The 15,804-nt window shown below is 54.5% G+C and carries 13 protein-coding genes; 6 read left to right on the plus strand and 7 right to left on the minus strand.

Annotated features, from left to right (window positions below; genetic code table 11):
* Positions 1–29: 29 nt before the first annotated feature.
* Positions 30–929 (minus strand): CYTH domain-containing protein, encoded by a 900-nt coding sequence (locus P8S54_RS15155; protein ID WP_281442397.1) that lies wholly within the window; start codon positions 927–929, stop codon positions 30–32.
* Between the two features lie 136 nt (positions 930–1,065).
* On the opposite strand from P8S54_RS15155, the gene P8S54_RS15160 reads away from it, so the two are divergent.
* The 4 genes from P8S54_RS15160 to P8S54_RS15175 all read left to right on the plus strand — a co-directional run bounded on the left by P8S54_RS15160 (position 1,066) and on the right by P8S54_RS15175 (position 6,781).
* Positions 1,066–1,746, plus strand: coding sequence for a TIGR00153 family protein (locus P8S54_RS15160; protein ID WP_281442398.1), 681 nt, complete (start codon positions 1,066–1,068; stop codon positions 1,744–1,746).
* A gap of 9 nt (positions 1,747–1,755) precedes the next feature.
* Complete coding sequence (locus tag P8S54_RS15165) at positions 1,756–3,021, plus strand: inorganic phosphate transporter (RefSeq protein ID WP_281442399.1); 1,266 nt, start codon at positions 1,756–1,758, stop codon at positions 3,019–3,021.
* Positions 3,022–3,176: 155 nt separating this feature from the next.
* Positions 3,177–4,493: an amino-acid N-acetyltransferase gene (argA, locus tag P8S54_RS15170; protein WP_281442400.1), complete on the plus strand. Its 1,317-nt coding sequence runs from the start codon at positions 3,177–3,179 to the stop codon at positions 4,491–4,493.
* 104 nt (positions 4,494–4,597) lie between these two features.
* Entirely contained in the window at positions 4,598–6,781 is a 2,184-nt protein-coding gene (locus tag P8S54_RS15175) for an OsmC domain/YcaO domain-containing protein (protein ID WP_281442401.1), read from the plus strand.
* Positions 6,782–6,855: 74 nt separating this feature from the next.
* Here P8S54_RS15175 and P8S54_RS15180 read toward each other — a convergent pair whose 3' ends face one another.
* The 6 genes from P8S54_RS15180 to P8S54_RS15205 all read right to left on the minus strand — a co-directional run bounded on the left by P8S54_RS15180 (position 6,856) and on the right by P8S54_RS15205 (position 13,269).
* On the minus strand, positions 6,856–7,725 hold the full coding sequence (locus tag P8S54_RS15180) for a DMT family transporter (protein ID WP_281442402.1): 870 nt from the start codon (positions 7,723–7,725) through the stop codon (positions 6,856–6,858).
* A 250-nt stretch (positions 7,726–7,975) separates the two neighbouring features.
* A complete protein-coding gene (locus tag P8S54_RS15185; protein WP_281442403.1) occupies positions 7,976–9,208 on the minus strand; it encodes a DUF3422 domain-containing protein in 1,233 nt (410 codons plus the stop codon).
* A gap of 63 nt (positions 9,209–9,271) precedes the next feature.
* A complete protein-coding gene (locus P8S54_RS15190; RefSeq protein WP_281442404.1) occupies positions 9,272–10,501 on the minus strand; it encodes a spore maturation protein in 1,230 nt (409 codons plus the stop codon).
* Positions 10,502–10,585: 84 nt separating this feature from the next.
* Entirely contained in the window at positions 10,586–11,518 is a 933-nt protein-coding gene (locus tag P8S54_RS15195) for a lysine exporter LysO family protein (protein WP_281442405.1), read from the minus strand.
* Positions 11,519–12,265: a hypothetical protein gene (locus tag P8S54_RS15200; RefSeq protein WP_009096645.1), complete on the minus strand. Its 747-nt coding sequence runs from the start codon at positions 12,263–12,265 to the stop codon at positions 11,519–11,521.
* A 68-nt stretch (positions 12,266–12,333) separates the two neighbouring features.
* On the minus strand, positions 12,334–13,269 hold the full coding sequence (locus P8S54_RS15205) for a glyoxylate/hydroxypyruvate reductase A (protein ID WP_281442406.1): 936 nt from the start codon (positions 13,267–13,269) through the stop codon (positions 12,334–12,336).
* 270 nt (positions 13,270–13,539) lie between these two features.
* Between P8S54_RS15205 and doeA the strand changes: the two genes are divergently transcribed.
* Together doeA and doeB are read left to right on the plus strand one after the other, a co-directional pair.
* On the plus strand, positions 13,540–14,739 hold the full coding sequence (gene doeA, locus P8S54_RS15210) for an ectoine hydrolase DoeA (protein WP_281442407.1): 1,200 nt from the start codon (positions 13,540–13,542) through the stop codon (positions 14,737–14,739).
* Between the two features lie 29 nt (positions 14,740–14,768).
* Entirely contained in the window at positions 14,769–15,800 is a 1,032-nt protein-coding gene (doeB, locus tag P8S54_RS15215) for a N(2)-acetyl-L-2,4-diaminobutanoate deacetylase DoeB (RefSeq protein ID WP_281442408.1), read from the plus strand.
* Positions 15,801–15,804: the final 4 nt, after the last annotated feature.

The raw sequence follows: 15,804 nt of genomic DNA on the forward strand, positions 1-15,804 counted from the left end.
GTGTCATCCTGAAGTGGGCTTAATGCGTATCAGCGTAGCGGGGTTTGTGTCGACAAGCGATGGGCCAGCGTTAACGCGGCGTGGCCGTAACCAGTCTTCGGCTGCCCATTGGCAGTAAGTGCATTGGGCAGCTGTTGGGCAATAGGGCGTAGGGTATCGTCCAACTGAGGGTGAGTGGCCAGGGTATTCAAGGCCTGCTGGGCCGCTACTAAGTGCGTGTTTTGACCACTGTCGTGATAAGCATCTAACGCCAGGGTAGCCCGGTGTAGCCACTGGGCGGGCGTGCTGGCATCCGGAAGCGTCCACTGGTTAGCGGCCAAGGCGTTACCCCGGGCAGCTTTGCTGCTGTCAGATGGCCGCAGCGGCACGCTTTCCGTAAGCGCTAGCGCCAGGGACCATAGCGCTTCTGGTTCGCCCGCTTTTAACTCCAGTTCTACCTCGCAAATCGATGCGTGGGCGCCGCCGCTGATAATTTCCCCCTCGTCCAATACCAGCTCAATATGGCTACCTTGCCACGTTAGCTGCCAGCTGTGACGGGTAAAGTCGGTATTTAACGTAGGGGTTAGTTGCTCAATAGCCCTTGCTAGTTCGCCTTGAAAGGGTGGCAATTCAGCAAGAGCGGTAGCGTCCAGCTGCCGGTGGTTAAGCGCCCACTCCCACTCCTGGCGACTTGATAGGCCTCCGCCGCCATGGCCTGCAGTTTTAACCGTTTGCAGCACGTGGTTATCTACTTGGCGCAGGCGCACGGCGATCTGGCTCCTGGCTAAATCACCGGCAGGCGTGTCGAAGTAGGTATTAACTAAATGCTGTTTTAATGGCGCCGCGCCCACAACGGTCGCGTGGTTAAACAGCGCATCCACCTGTGTGGAAGGCAGTGCTAGCTTAAGCTCAACCTCATTAATGGCAGAATTGAGGTTTGAATTTTTCATGATATTAGCCACCTTAGCTGTGTGACGGTTTGGCGAGTTTCTAACGACATTATGAACTTTTTATGACGGGGGCAGGCGCACTCTTTATACTAGCGCCCGCCATTTCCAGGCACTCCGAAAACAGGCTAAAGGCTATATGGTTACCTCCAACCCTTTTTCCGCGATGTTTGGCCGCTCGCCATTCCAGCCGCTGTTGGCCCACATCGTCAAGGCCAATGAATGTGCCGATCAACTGTTGCCCTTTTTTGAGGCAACCCTTATCGGTGATTGGGAAACCGCGGCCACGTTGCGCGAAAACGTGACCCGGTTAGAGCACGATGCGGACATGCTCAAAACCGAGCTGCGGCTGAACCTTCCCAACACTATGTTCTTACCCGTATCGCGCTCTGACCTGCTCGACTTGATCAGCGTACAGGACAAAATCGCTAATAAAGTGCGCGACATTACCGGCATTATGCTAGGCCGCAAAATGCGTGTGCCCGATGAGCTAGCAGCGCCTATGCGCGAGTATATGGTCACCAGCGTGGCCTGTGTTGCCCAGGCACGCCAGGCGCTCGAAGAGCTTAAAGACCTGCTGGAGTCCGGGTTTGGGCGCAATGTTTCCGATGTCATGCAGAACATGATTCGTGAACTGCACACCCTCGAACACCAAGCGGATGGTCAACAAGTGGCGATTCGCCGCCGTTTGTTTGAACTGGAAAGCCAGTTGCCCCCCGTGGACGTGATCTTTCTCTACAAGATCATTGACTGGGTCGGAGAGCTATCCGATCGCGCCGAACGCGTGGGCAGTCGCCTACAGATTCTGACCGCTCGCTAAGGGGTTCTCATGCTGATTATTGCCCAGCACGGTGAAATTTTTATTATCCTAGCCTGTCTGTTTGGCTTCTTTATGGCGTGGGGCGTAGGTGCCAACGATGTGGCCAACGCCATGGGTACCTCGGTGGGGTCGAAAGCGATCACCATCAAGCAGGCCATCGTCATTGCGGTTATTTTTGAATTTTTAGGCGCCTGGTTAGCTGGTGGGGAGGTGACCGCAACGATTCGCGGCGGCATGCTTGACCCGGTACTGCTTGAGGCAAACCCGCAACTATTGGTCTATGGCATGCTCTCCGCGCTACTGGCAGCAGCGATTTGGCTGATGATTGCCTCTGCTCGCGGCTGGCCGGTATCCACTACTCACTCCATTGTGGGTGCTATCGTCGGTTTTGGCGCAGTAGGTTTAGGTGTGGAAGCCGTAGCGTGGGGCAAAGTGGGGCAGATTGCGTCCAGCTGGGTAGTCTCGCCCTTGTTGGCCGGTACCATTGGTTTTGTGCTGTTCAAGTCGGTTCACCACCTGATTTTTGAAAGTAACGACCCGTTTGCTGCCGCCAAACGCTATGTGCCGGGCTACATCTTCTTAGTGGGCTTTATTGTTTCCATGGTCACGCTCACTAAGGGGTTGACCCATGTCGGGCTGGATCTTTCGTTTGGTCAAAGCTTCCTTTTGTCGATCCTGATTGGTGTCGTCATTATGGGCTTAGGCGTGGTGATGCAGCGGCGTATCAAATACGAAAAAAACGCAAGCGACCACTTTGGTTATGCCAACGTTGAGCGGGTGTTTGGCGTGTTGATGATCTTTACCGCCTGTGCGATGGCCTTTGCCCACGGCTCTAACGATGTGGCGAATGCCGTTGGCCCGTTGGCGGCGGTGATTAGCGTGGTGCGTAGCGATGGTGTTATCGATAGTGCTGCGTTAGTCCCTTGGTGGGTGCTGGTGCTTGGTGGCGGTGGCATCGTCTTTGGTCTTGTCACCTACGGCCATAAAGTCATTGCCACCGTAGGTACTGGCATTACCGAGCTAACCCCCAGCCGTGGTTTTGCGGCCACGCTGGCGGCGGCCACCACGGTCGTACTGGCGTCCGGTACGGGCCTGCCGATTTCTACTACCCACACCTTGGTAGGGGCAATCCTTGGGGTGGGCTTAGCACGCGGTATGGCGGCTCTTAACCTGCGTGTGATTGGCACCATCGTGATGTCGTGGTTGATTACCCTGCCTGCAGGGGCAGGCTTAGCTATCCTGTTCTTCTTTATGTTTAAAGGCATGTTTGGCTAATGGGCGATTAGCCTGTACGGCGCGCTTTGGCATGGTGCCAGGGTAAGCTACGAACCCAGCGGCACCTTCTTTTCACAAGAAGGTGCCGCTGTTTTTTGTGCTCTGTTAAAGTAAGTGCGGTTATTTTTCTTTCACCTGCTGCCGGAGAGCGGCCCTTGGACACACGTTTCCCCTTTGTTGATTGGTTTCGCAATGCCTCCCCCTATATTAATGCGCACCGGGGGCGAACCTTTGTCATCTTAATTGAGGGCGAAGCCATGGCGTCTGGCCGAGGGGAGCAGCTGATCCAGGATTTGGCGTTACTGCATACCCTGGGCGTGCGGTTAGTGGTGGTGTTTGGTATACGCCCCCAGGTGCATGAGTCACTCCTCGCTGCCGGTGTTGAGCCAACCCGTGTCGATGGCCGCTGGGTAGCCGACCGCGCGGTAATGGCCCATGTCGAGCAGGTGGCCGCCCACCAGCGGCTATGGCTGGAAGCGCGGCTGTCACTTGGCCTGCCCAGCACGCCGCTGCACGGCGTGGAGCTTAGCGTGATTTCCGGCAACCTTGTGACTGCCAAGCCACTGGGCGTGCGTGAAGGGGTCGACTTTGACCACAGTGGCGAAGTACGCCGGGTGCGGGCCAGCGCCATTGAAGGACTGCTTGAAAAAGGCTCGCTGGTGTTGCTACCACCGTTGGGCTTCTCCAGTACCGGCGAAGTGTTTGATTTAGATGCCTCGGATGTGGCCCAGCATGCCGCCGTTGCCCTAAAGGCAGATAAGCTGATTTTACTGGGTGAATCTGAAGGGCTAGAAGACGAGCAGGGCGCGTTGCTGCGCCAGCTCTCCCCCTCAGAAGCCGAGCCTCGCCTGCAGCATGCGTTGCCGGGCAGCGAGTTGGCACGCCACTTAAACGCGGCCTGTACCGCTGCCCGGGAAGGTGTAGCTCGCACCCACTTACTTTCCTGGCGTAATCACGATGCGCTATTGGGGGAGCTGTTCACCCGTGACGGGGTGGGCACCATGATCACCCAACACCGCTACGAGCAGCTTCGCCCAGCCACGCTTAACGACGTAGCGGGCCTGCTTGAATTGCTAGAACCGTTAGAGCGTCGCGGCATGCTGGTGGCCCGCTCCCGGGAGCGGCTTGAGCATGAAATAGATGATTACATGGTGATCGAGCGGGACGGCATGGTGATTGGTTGCGCCGCGCTGCATGTTTTCCCCGGTACCACCGTGGGCGAAATGGCCTGCGTAGCGGTACATGGTAACTACCGGGGCGGCGAGCGGGGCGAGCGCTTAGTCGAGGCATTAGAGCGCCGTGCCCGCCAGCGTGGACTGGCAGAAATATTTGTGCTCACAACCCATACTGCCCACTGGTTTGTGGAGCGCGGCTTTCGCACGGCTAACCTAGATGACCTGCCGCCGTTAAAACGCGAAACCTATAACCACGCACGAAAATCCAAGGTGCTGGTAAAGTCGTTAAACGGGTAACGTTGACCAAGACGAAGCGGGTGAAAAACTGGATAATGGGCCGCAATTCGCCTGGCGCCTTATTTTAAATGCCAAGGCACACTCATTGCTCCGGACGCCCGCTCATGGAAATTAAAGTTAACTATCTCGATAACCTCCGCCTAGAGGCCAAGTTCGACGACTTCACGGTGATTTCTGACCAGCCGATTCGCTACAAAGGCGACGGCTCTGCCCCTGGCCCGTTTGACTACTTCCTGGCGTCTTCTGCCATGTGTGCCGCCTACTTTGTAAAGGTGTACTGCAACGCCCGGGATATCCCCACCGAGAACATCCGCCTTTCCCAGAACAATATCGTCGACCCGGAAGATCGCTATAAGCAGATTTTCAAAATCCAGGTCGAGCTGCCGGAAGATATCTCTGAAAAAGATCGCCAGGGCATTTTGCGCTCCATTGACCGCTGCACCGTTAAGAAAGTGGTACAAACCGGCCCCGAGTTCCAGATCGAACCAGTCGAAAACATCGATGAGGATGCCCAGGCACTGTTAATGGGCGCCCCGGAAGGCAGTACTACCTACATTCCGGGTAAAGACCTGCCGCTAGAACAGACCATCGCCAATATGAGTGCGATGCTGGCCGAGCTAGGCATGAAAATCGAGATCGCTTCCTGGCGTAATATTGTGCCCCACGTCTGGTCGCTGCATATTCGTGATGCCGCTTCGCCCATGTGCTTTACCAACGGTAAAGGCGCCACCAAAGAGAGCGCGCTGTGCTCGGCCCTGGGTGAGTTTATCGAGCGCCTGAGCTGCAACTTCTTCTATAACGACCAGTTCTTTGGTGAAGAGATTGCGGGCAGTGATTTTGTTCACTACCCCAATGAAAAGTGGTTCCAGCCGGGGCCTAACGATGAGCTGCCCAAAGAAATCCTCGATGAGCACTGCCTGGCTATCTACAACCCGGAAGGTGAACTATGCGGGTCGCACCTGATTGATACTAACTCCGGCCGCGAAGACCGAGGCATTGTATCGCTGCCGTTTGTGCGCCAATCCGATGGTGAAACGGTCTACTTCCCCTCGAATCTCATCGAAAACCTTTATTTAAGCAATGGCATGAGCGCCGGTAATACGCTGGTAGAAGCCCAGGTGCAGTGCCTGTCGGAAATTTTTGAGCGGGCGGTAAAGCGGGAAATCCTTGAGCAGGAGCTAACCCTGCCCGACGTGCCCCAGGAGGTGCTTGCCAAGTACCCAGACATCTTGGAGGGCATTAACGCCTTGGAGGCTCAAGGCTTCCCAGTGCTGGTGAAAGACGCCTCCATGGGCGGTCAGTTCCCAGTGATGTGCGTGACGCTGATGAATCCACGTACCGGTGGCGTGTTTGCCTCTTTTGGTGCCCACCCGAGCTTTGAAATAGCCCTAGAGCGCAGCCTGACCGAGCTGCTCCAAGGCCGCAGCTTTGAAGGCTTGAATGACCTGCCGTTGCCGACGTTTAACTCCCAAACCGTGTCCGAGCCCAACAACTTTGTTGAGCACTTTATCGACTCTTTCGGCGTGGTGTCCTGGCGCTTCTTTAGCGCTACGCCTGATTTTGAGTTTAGCGAGTGGGACTTCTCCGGCACCAACGAGGAAGAAGCCGAGACGCTGTTCGGTATTTTTGCAGAGCTAGATGCGGAAGTGTATATGGCGGTACACGAAGACCTGGGCGCGCCGGTCTGCCGTATTTTGGTGCCGGGCTACTCCGAGGTGTACCCCATTGAAGATTTGATTTGGGATAACACCAATAAGGCGCTGGATTACCGCGAAGATATTCTCAACCTGCATCGACTGGATGATGATCAGCTCACCGACTTGGTGGAACGGCTGGAAGAGAGCCAAATGGATGACCACGCCGATATCATCACGCTGATTGGTATCGAGTTTGATGAGAACACCGTGTGGGGGCAGTTGACGATTCTAGAGTTGAAGCTGCTGGTTTACCTGGCACTGCAGCGCCATGAAGAGGCGTTGGACTGCGTGCAGATGTTCCTGCAGTACAACGACAACACCGTGGAGCGCGGCTTGTTCTATCAAGCGGTGAACGCGGTGCTGGAAATTGCGCTGGATGACGAGCTGGAGCTTAAAGACTACCTGCCCAATTTCCAGCGCATGTTTGGCGAGGCCACCATGGCGGCGGTGGTGGGCTCAGTCAGTGGCGAGGTTCGCTTCCACGGCCTAACGCCAACGAATATGCAGTTAGAAGGCCTAGAGCGCCACCAGCGCCTGATCGAAAGCTATAAAAAGCTTCATGCGGCTCGGGCGGCAAAGGCGAATAGCTAACCCGTTGGCTTTATCGTAATCAGCGCCATCTAGCGATCAACGGTGCGTCGCCTTACAAGACGCGCACCGTTTTGCTATTTGCTTGAAGAGACGCTGAGTTTTGTTACGGTCGCGAGTATTAACGCCATGCCAACCATTTGCACAACGCCTAGCTGTTCGCTCAGTATCACGACGCCGAACAGGGTTGCCGTGATGGGTTCAACCATGGCAATCATGGAGGCGAGAGCAGCAGACGTATGGTTGATGCCTAGGATATAGAGTAGAAAGGAAAGGCCCGCGCCGAAAATACCCAGCGCCAAAAACAGCGGTATATCGGGTGTGCTCAACACGCTGATAGCTTGATTGATATCGGTTGGCACGAGTAGAACGATAGTCAGGACGGCAAAGGCAATAGAAAGTATCGCTTGAGGGCTGCCATGGGGAGCGGCATATTTAAAACCAAAAATGAATATGGCATAGGAGAGCCCTGCCAGTAGCCCAGCACCGACCCCAAATAGCGGTAGTTCGCTAGTGCCAATCTCATAAAGCTTGGTCAGCATAGTGATGCCCAGCATTACTAGAGCGATCGCCACCCACTTTCCAACCGTCGACCTTTCGAGCTTTAGTGCAAAGGAGATCAGGTAAACGAAGATTGGCGCGCAATACATCAAGGTAGCGGCAACCGCCACGTTACCGTGGTCAATACTGATGAAGTAGAAAGTGAAATTGCCTGCTACGCCAAGACCAGCGATAACCGACCAAAACCAAAGCTGCTTGTTTCTCAGGCCGCTGTGCTTTCGCTGAAGTAGTAGCCAGAGTATCGCGAAGAGAAGGCCGACAGCCCCACGGTAAAATGTAACAACAGAGGCATCCCACCCATCGTCTAAAAGAATGCCTGCAATTCCCCCTGATACCCCCCAAAAAAAAGCGGCGAGTACAATAAATATGCTGCCTTTACTTAGCATTACTTCTCCCATCATCCATGATGTCGCCTACTAATCCGGTGTAATAGGCGTTTAAAGATAGATAGCCTAAAGCGTCTCCTTATAGGCTTGGTTAACCAATGAATAAAACAAAGGCCCTCAAATGAGTATGGCAGCCATAAAGGCTGCCAAGACATAACTTAGTTTAAAGTAAAGCAAAATAACTACCGAAACGCATAACGTGCTTGTCGATAATACTGTGGTTTAGGCGCGTGACTCATATTAAGCGTGGTCAGTGCTTTTTTACTTTCCAAACTCGCCAGGTAAGCGTAGCGATAATAAGCGTGCCCAGCGGGATCAGCACGGTGGCGGCAACGTTAGGTTCGATATCGATTCCTAGCGCACTTAAACTTTCTAGCCCTAACTTCATTAAGCTGAAGATGTAGTAGCTGATCACTATGATCGAAAGCCCTTCAACCGCTTTCTGTATTTTAAGCTGACTGCTGGCGCGAGCATCTAGGCTTTGCAAGATTTTGTAGTTTTGCCCTTCGATTTCTACCTGAGAGCGTGTGCGTAACAGGTCATTAAGTCGTGTGGCACTGGTGGCAAGGGTTTCAACGCGGCGGTTCATGGCGTCGCAATAGCGGGTGGCAGGCTCAAAGCGGCGCAATATAAACATGCCAAGTTGAGGATAATGGCCGATCCGTTCTTCGCGCAGCTCACTGATACGAGCAAACACAATGCTGGAGTAAGCCTCTGTTGCGCTGAACCGCTGGCGGGTTTGTACGCCACAGCGCTCAAGCTTTGCCGAAAGGAGCGTTAGAGCGCTTAGCAATGGCTCCGCTGGCGACGTGTGTTGCTCGGCGTGTTGGTTAGAGAGCGTAGATAGTTCGGCCTCATAGTATTGAAGGTCGCTACTCAATGCTTTGGCTTCAGGCAGCGCAAGCATCGCCATCATACGGTAGGTTTCAATATCAAATAGCCGTCTCGCCATTCGTCCTAGTCGGTAGTTGTCCAGACGGTCGTTGACCAGTAAAAAGCGGTTGATGTGCCGATCATCGAGGTTGAAATCGCTCCATACAGTGGCATCGTCACCCCCTATCCGCGAGCCGGCGGGTTTATCTAAACCGTAGGCCTCAACACTGCCTGCCCAGCGGTTGGCGGTTTCTACGCGTAGTGTGCTGGCGCTGATAATTTGATCAGTGTAGTCTGCCAAAACGCTATGTAAAAACTCGGGAGGCGTTGGCCATGTTTGCGGGTCGTCACTGTTTGCCTGCTTGATGGTCAGCGTAAAAAACTCAGTGTGCCGCTCCCATTTCACGGAGCACTCTTGGTAGCTGACAATCTGTTGCACTTGATCTGGGGAAACCGTGGTGCCTGTTGCATCCGCGAGACGAATAAGCATCGCATCAACGTCATCGCCCTCAAGTACAAAGGCGAAGTGATGTAGGCAAGCTGGGCCTTCAAAATAGATAGGAGGGCGGGCGTGGAGCTCGTTATGAAGCGCCGCATGTTGGTGGTGCATAGGTAGTTACTCAATATATTGTTATAGAAAAGTTATTCAGTGGCTTAGTTGGCGCTAAGCTGCCTAGCCAAAAAACCAGTAGCAGACTGCAATGGCCGTAAAAATACCAGCGGCATCGGCCACCAGGGCGCAGCCTAAGCCGTGACGAATACGGCGAATTCCAACGGCGCCGAAATAGACGGCGATAACGTAAAACGTGGTTTCAGTGCTGCCCTGCAGGGTGGCGGCCAGTAGCCCTGCAAAACTGTCGACGCCGAAGGTGTCCATGGTTTCAATCATCATGGCGCGGGCGCCGCTGCCGGAAAGCGGTTTCACAAAGGCAGTGGGCAGCGCATCCACAAAGCGGGTGTCCCAGCCAACCCCTTCTACCAGCCAGCGCACGCCGCTTAGCCCGGCATCTAGTACGCCGCTGGCGCGCAGCACACCTACCGCCACCAACATGGCGATTAGGTACGGCAGCAGGGTGACGGTAAAGCTGACGCCCTCTTTTGCGCCTTCAATAAAAGCGTCATACACCTTCACGCCCCGTAGCGCACCCACCACTAAGAACATAATCACAATGCTGAAAAGTGTGAGGTTGCCCACGAGGGTGGAAGCTGCGGCTAACGCCTGTGCTGACATGCCCGCTAGCGTGGTAATTAAAAGCCCCAAGGCAAGTGCAGCGGCGAGTAAGTAGGCAAGCACAACAGGTTGCCAAAGCTTTAAGCGTTGCATTAACGCCACCGCCAGAAGCCCCGCTAGGCTAGAGGCGCTGGTGGCCAGCAAAATAGGTAAAAACACCAGTGTTGGCTCGGCTGCGCCCTGTTGAGCGCGGTACATAAAAATAGTAACCGGCAGCAGCGTGAGCGATGAGGTGTTCAGTACCAAAAATAGAATTTGCGCGTTACTGGCGGTCTCTTGACTGGGGTTAAGGCTTTGCAGCGAGTGCATGGCCTTAATACCAATGGGGGTCGCTGCATTATCCAAGCCCAGGATGTTAGCCGCAAAATTCATACTAATCAGCCCCATCGCAGGGTGGCCACGGGGTACGTCGGGCATTAGGCGGCAAAATAACGGGTCAAGCACACGCCCAAGAAGGCGAATCAGCCCTGCTTTTTCAGCAATAGAAAGAAACCCCAGCCACAGCGTCATGGTACCCAGCAGCACCAAAATGATATCAACGCTCACCCGCGCCATATCGAACAACGACTGCACAAGACGCGCAAATACTTCGCTGTCGCCACCCACTAACCACTGCCAAACAGATGCTGCAAAAGCAGCAATAAAAAAGCTTAACCAAATTCCATTTAGCATGAGGCGCGGGCATCCTGGGCATTGAAGCGATGGCGATTTAAACTGTCAGAGCTGCTTATCCTAACCAATACACGCTCATGGTTACTAACCGGATAGCGAAAGAAAAAACAGGATGAGCGGCGGGGAGAGCAGCGATAGGATAAAGCCACTGACGACTGCCACGGGCACGCAGGCCACGCCGCCGTGTTGTTGGATAACGGGTAGAGTGAAGTCCATGGACGTCGCACCGCCATAACCAATGGCCAGGGCGGTGTGGCGGTGAATGACCAGTGGAATCAGGATAAACGCCAGCAGCTCACGGGTAAGGTCGTTAAAAAACGCCACGCCGCCCATCAGTGGGCCAAGCTGGTCGCCAATTAAAATGGCTGAAAGTGAATACCAGCCAAAACCTGACGCCATGGCGAGGCCTTCGTTCCAACTCAACGAAAGCAGCGGAGCGGCCACCAAGCCCGCCAGCAGCGAGCTAAGCGCTAGCGTCACGGCAATGGCTAACCCCATGCGGTTGAGCAATATTTGCTTTAGTGGCATGCCTGAGTTACGCAATTGACAGCCAATCAATACCAGCAGCAGATAGAGCACCCATTCAGCCAGTAAATCGGCTGTATCAAACAGCGCTTCACCAAGATAGGGGCCAAGTAAAAGGCCCACTATAACGCCTGCCACCACTACTGCGACTAGCAGCAGAGATCCCTGCATCGCGGCCAGTTTGCTGGTAGGGGCATTTTTTACCACCGGGGAGTTGCCCACTTTTAACCTTAAACAACACGACAACCACCACAGCGCCGCTAAGTTAAACGCGGTGGTAATGCTGAATAGCAGCAGGGCATTGCCGCCCAAGCGTGAAAGTTGACTGGTAAGGTTTTCAAGCCCCGCCAAGCTGATGCCCATAAACAGCAGGATCAGATAAACCGAGCCACTCACGGCTCGGTTTATCTGATCAAGTAAGCGGGATGAGCGAATGCGGACTAAGTAACCCAGCACCAGGGGCAGTAGAACGATCAGTAATCCTGAGAGCATTTAGGGCGTATCTACCTCGGCGGGATTAAATTGCGTCATGGTGAGCTGCGTTTGCCTACGCCCCTCTTTTTCATACCGTGCCGACAGAATTAGCCCCGGCCACTCGGGGTGGAAGTTAATCTGTAAATGGCGGTCGGGCTTCTCCACATCGAAGAGTGTTACGCGGCGCGCTTCAAATTCACCTGCCGGAACGCTGACAGTGCCAGGCTCAGTCACGTAATACTGAAAATGCTCGTCGCGCCCGCGATGGTCGACAAATTCAATATCGCACGGGGCATTGGCTGTGCAGTTCTCGTGACCGGCTCGGCGTGAGAGATCGAACAGCGCGGCCTGACGATCAAGGGAGCTAATATCACTTTCGTCTAGCTGATAACTATCGCCTATTCCAAACAGCGAGTAGCTGCTGTTATAAAGCAGTGAGTGGGTCTCGTTATCATTTAATGTAAAGCGGCTGCGTTCTTGGCCCCTTGCCACTGCCACAGAAAAACGCATATCGCTGAGCCAGTGAAACCCTTCGTTGTTGAGGGTGTGGGTGATGGAAGCGCTTGGCCAGCCGCGAATTTCAAGCTGGTACTGAGCCTCAAAAGGCTGCGGCATGGGAAGTGGCTGGGTATCGGCATTAGGCGCGGTATCGGCGGCGGCAGAACTATAAAAAGCCAAGCCGTACATTGCCAACATAATAGCAGCGCTGGTTAACTGGCTTTTAGTTAAACGTAGCGAAACGTTACGCAAAAGCTCATCCTCCATTGATAGTGTAGTCCTAAGAGTTGTTGACCAGCACTTGGTTCCCAGTATAACGAGGGCGGCGGGCAGCGTCAGTAGCCTGCGTCAGGATTAACAGTGGCAAGTTCTTCACCTGCTTCAAAAGCGCGAAGATACGAGATGACTTGGTCAATCGCGTCGCTTAACGGCGTTGGGCCGGCCATGTGGGGGGTGACGATAACCCGCGGATGCTGCCACAATGGGTTGTTGGCAGGCAGTGGCTCTTCACAGAAAACATCCAGCAGTGCACCGCGTAGATGCCCTGGCTTGCGATCTTTGCCTAGTGAGTCTAGTAGCGCCTGCTCGTCGATGAGGCTGCCCCGGCCAGGGTTAATCACACAGGCGCCTTGGGGGAGTTTTGCCAGTCGTTTAGCGTTGAGAATGCCGTGAGTCTCGGCGGTATCCGGCAGAATAGTCACGACGCACTGCACTTGGCTAAGCAGCCCATCAAGTCCTGCGTCACCGTGAAAGCACTCGACACCCGAAATCTGCTTTGCTGAACGGCTCCAGCCTAGTACTGGAAAACCTGCTTGCGAAAGGTGAGTGGCCACTAGGCTTCCAATCGCCCCTAGGCCCAGGATGCCAATTGGCCAGTGGGATTTCTCAGGCACCTGGTGAGGCTGCCACTCGGCATTAGGCTGCTGCTGGGCGTAGCGGTCCATACTGCGATAAAAATGCAGTACGCCGTAAAGGGTGTAGTCGGCCATTAGCTCGCCCATGCCCGCGTCGCGTAATTTTACGACCGGCACATCGCTGGGTAGGCCAGGCGTTTTTAGCAGGTGATCCACTCCTGCGCCTAAGTTAATAATGCCCTTAAGCTGGGCTTGTTCCTGCAATAGGTGCGCCGGGGCTTTCCAGACTGCTAGGTAATCGGCATTAGCACGCGCTTCGGCGGGCGCATCGCTCGTCAACACCGTTGCCTGGGGTAGCGCTTTCTCAATCGCCGCCTGCCACTGAGCGGCATCATCAATATGCACCACTATTTTCATATCGTTTCCTCTGGCTCATCGTCGTGTTTTATCAGCCTAACATGGAGAGCGCTAAAGGCTGCTCTACGCGGGTATAGCGTATATCACCGTTCAGTATGCACTTTTTGTAATAAAGGCTTTGACCGGCAACCAAGGGTGAGTGCTAGTATCGGCTTAAGACGACATTGGCGGGCCTACTGCGGCGGTGGCCAGGTCGATCCTGTGGCCCAGCGCAGCGCCTATTATGGGTAGTGTGCTGGTTCTTAGTGATCTTTGATGGCGAGTTGCCCGATGACTGAGGTTTCCCTGCCTTTTACGCGCGAAGAGTATGCTACCCGCCTGTGGAAGGTGCGTGCAGAAATGGCTGGCCGTGGCATTGATGTGCTGATCGTCAGCGACCCTTCTAACATGGCGTGGCTAACCGGCTATGACGGGTGGTCCTTTTATGTTCACCAGTGTGTGCTGGTGGGCCTTGAAGGCGAGCCGGTATGGTTTGGCCGCCGGATGGATGCCAACGGTGCCCTGCGCACCTGTTGGATTCATCCTGATAACATCACCTACTACCCGGATTACTATGTTCAGAATCCGGATATGCACCCCATGGAGTATCTGGCTCAGTCGATCATGCCTGACCGTGGCTGGCATACCGGCGTGGTGGGCATGGAAATGGACAACTACTACTTTTCTGCCAAAGCGTATCAAAGCCTTTTGCGCGAACTGCCCCATGCGCGCTTTATGGATGCCAACGCCCTGGTGAACTGGTGCCGAGCAATTAAGTCCCCACAAGAAGTCGCTTACATGCGTATCGCCGCCAAAATAGTGGAAGGCATGCATACGCGCATCTTGGAAGTGATTGAGCCGGGCCTTCCCAAAAGCAAGCTGGTATCGGAAATTTACCGCGTCGGCATCGAAGGGTTTATCGACGAAAATGGCAAAGTGTTTGGCGGTGATTACCCGGCCATTGTGCCTATGTTGCCCACCGGCAAAGACGCCGCCGCACCGCACCTTACCTGGGACGACACACCCTTTCGTAAAGGCGAAGGCACGTTTTTCGAAATTGCCGGTGTGTTTAAGCGTTACCACGCGCCGATGTCGCGCACGGTGTTTCTGGGGACACCGCCGGCGGATTTTATCCGTGCGGAGTCAGCTCTGTTGGAAGGCATTGAAAATGGCTTAGCCGTTGCCAAGCCTGGCAACCGCACGGCGGATATCGCCATGGCGCTGGGCGCGGCCATGGATAAATACGGTTTTGACCGGGGTGGTGCTCGCTGTGGTTACCCCATTGGTATTTCTTATCCGCCCGACTGGGGCGAGCGCACGATGAGCCTACGTCCCTCAGATGAAACCATCCTAAAACCGGGCATGACCTTTCACTTTATGCCCGGCCTATGGGAGGACGATTGGGGTCTGGAAATCACTGAAAGCATTCTTATTACTGATACCGGCTGTGAAACCCTGGCCAATTTTCCGCGCCAGCTGTTTGTTAAGTAGTGGGTTGTAAAAAATAAAAGGAACATGCAATGACCGATCAACTGAGTCAAAAGCGACCTAGCCCTATCTCTGCCACCGTCGATTTTGATGCCGATGGGGTGCAACACGGTTTTTTAAAGCTGCCGATCTCTACCGATGAGTCGGCCTGGGGAGCGGTGATGATCCCTGTCACCGTGATTAAAAATGGCGAAGGCCCCACGGCGCTACTAACGGGCGGCAATCACGGCGATGAGTATGAAGGGATTACCTCGTTACTTAAGCTTTCTGCATCGCTGAAAGCAGTAGAGGTGACTGGGCGGGTGATTATCGTTCCGTGCATGAATACGCCCGCGGTCATGGCAGGTAAGCGCACCTCGCCGATGGATAAAGGTAACCTTAACCGCAGTTTTCCCGGTGATCCGAATGGCAGTGTCACGCCGCAAATAGCTGACTACTTTACCCGCGTGCTGGTCCCCATGAGCGATGTGGTACTCGATCTACACTCCGGTGGCCGCACGCTGGATATCCTGCCGTTTGGCGCCTCTCATGTGCTGGATGATAAAGCGCAGCAACAGTCTGCTCTTGAGGGTGCCAAAGCCTTTGGTGCGCCTTACGCGATGGTGATGTTTGAGCTGGACGCTGAAAAACTCTTCGATACGGCCTGTGAACGCCAGGGCAAAGTATTTGTAGCCACCGAGCTAGGCGGTGGCGGTACCTCCACGCCGCAAAGCATTGCGATTGCTGAGCGGGGTGTGCGCAACTTCTTGATTCACTATGGCCTGGTAGAAGGCGAGGTGGAAATGCCCAAAGGCGGGCAGGTGTATCTCGATATGCCGGATGCCAGCTGCTACGTACAGAGCCAACACTCCGGTGTGCTTGAGCTGCTGGTCGCGTTGGGTGATGAAGTGAAAAACGGCCAAACTATCGCCTATGTCTACGATATGACCCGTAGCGGCACTGCCCCGGTGGCCTATAAAGCGGAACGCGACGGTATTTTAATGGCCCGCCGCGCGCCTTCGTTAATCAATATGGGGGACACCCTTGCGGTGATCGCTGATGTTGTTGAACGCCTGGAGGCGTAGCGTC

Origin of the sequence: Halomonas sp. M1 (assembly GCF_029581375.1) — a bacterium.
Taxonomy (GTDB): Bacteria; Pseudomonadota; Gammaproteobacteria; order Pseudomonadales; family Halomonadaceae; genus Vreelandella.

What these genes read in the sequence shown, in the direction of transcription:
- P8S54_RS15155 (WP_281442397.1), bottom strand. Translation starts at nt 929, where the DNA reads ATGAAAAATTCAAACCTCAATTCTGCCATTAATGAGGTTGAGCTTAAG.
- P8S54_RS15160 (WP_281442398.1), top strand. Translation starts at nt 1,066, where the DNA reads ATGGTTACCTCCAACCCTTTTTCCGCGATGTTTGGCCGCTCGCCATTC.
- P8S54_RS15165 (WP_281442399.1), top strand. Translation starts at nt 1,756, where the DNA reads ATGCTGATTATTGCCCAGCACGGTGAAATTTTTATTATCCTAGCCTGT.
- P8S54_RS15175 (WP_281442401.1), top strand. Translation starts at nt 4,598, where the DNA reads ATGGAAATTAAAGTTAACTATCTCGATAACCTCCGCCTAGAGGCCAAG.
- P8S54_RS15180 (WP_281442402.1), bottom strand. Translation starts at nt 7,725, where the DNA reads ATGCTAAGTAAAGGCAGCATATTTATTGTACTCGCCGCTTTTTTTTGG.
- P8S54_RS15185 (WP_281442403.1), bottom strand. Translation starts at nt 9,208, where the DNA reads ATGCACCACCAACATGCGGCGCTTCATAACGAGCTCCACGCCCGCCCT.
- P8S54_RS15190 (WP_281442404.1), bottom strand. Translation starts at nt 10,501, where the DNA reads ATGCTAAATGGAATTTGGTTAAGCTTTTTTATTGCTGCTTTTGCAGCA.
- P8S54_RS15195 (WP_281442405.1), bottom strand. Translation starts at nt 11,518, where the DNA reads ATGCTCTCAGGATTACTGATCGTTCTACTGCCCCTGGTGCTGGGTTAC.
- P8S54_RS15200 (WP_009096645.1), bottom strand. Translation starts at nt 12,265, where the DNA reads ATGGAGGATGAGCTTTTGCGTAACGTTTCGCTACGTTTAACTAAAAGC.
- P8S54_RS15205 (WP_281442406.1), bottom strand. Translation starts at nt 13,269, where the DNA reads ATGAAAATAGTGGTGCATATTGATGATGCCGCTCAGTGGCAGGCGGCG.
- doeA (WP_281442407.1), top strand. Translation starts at nt 13,540, where the DNA reads ATGACTGAGGTTTCCCTGCCTTTTACGCGCGAAGAGTATGCTACCCGC.
- doeB (WP_281442408.1), top strand. Translation starts at nt 14,769, where the DNA reads ATGACCGATCAACTGAGTCAAAAGCGACCTAGCCCTATCTCTGCCACC.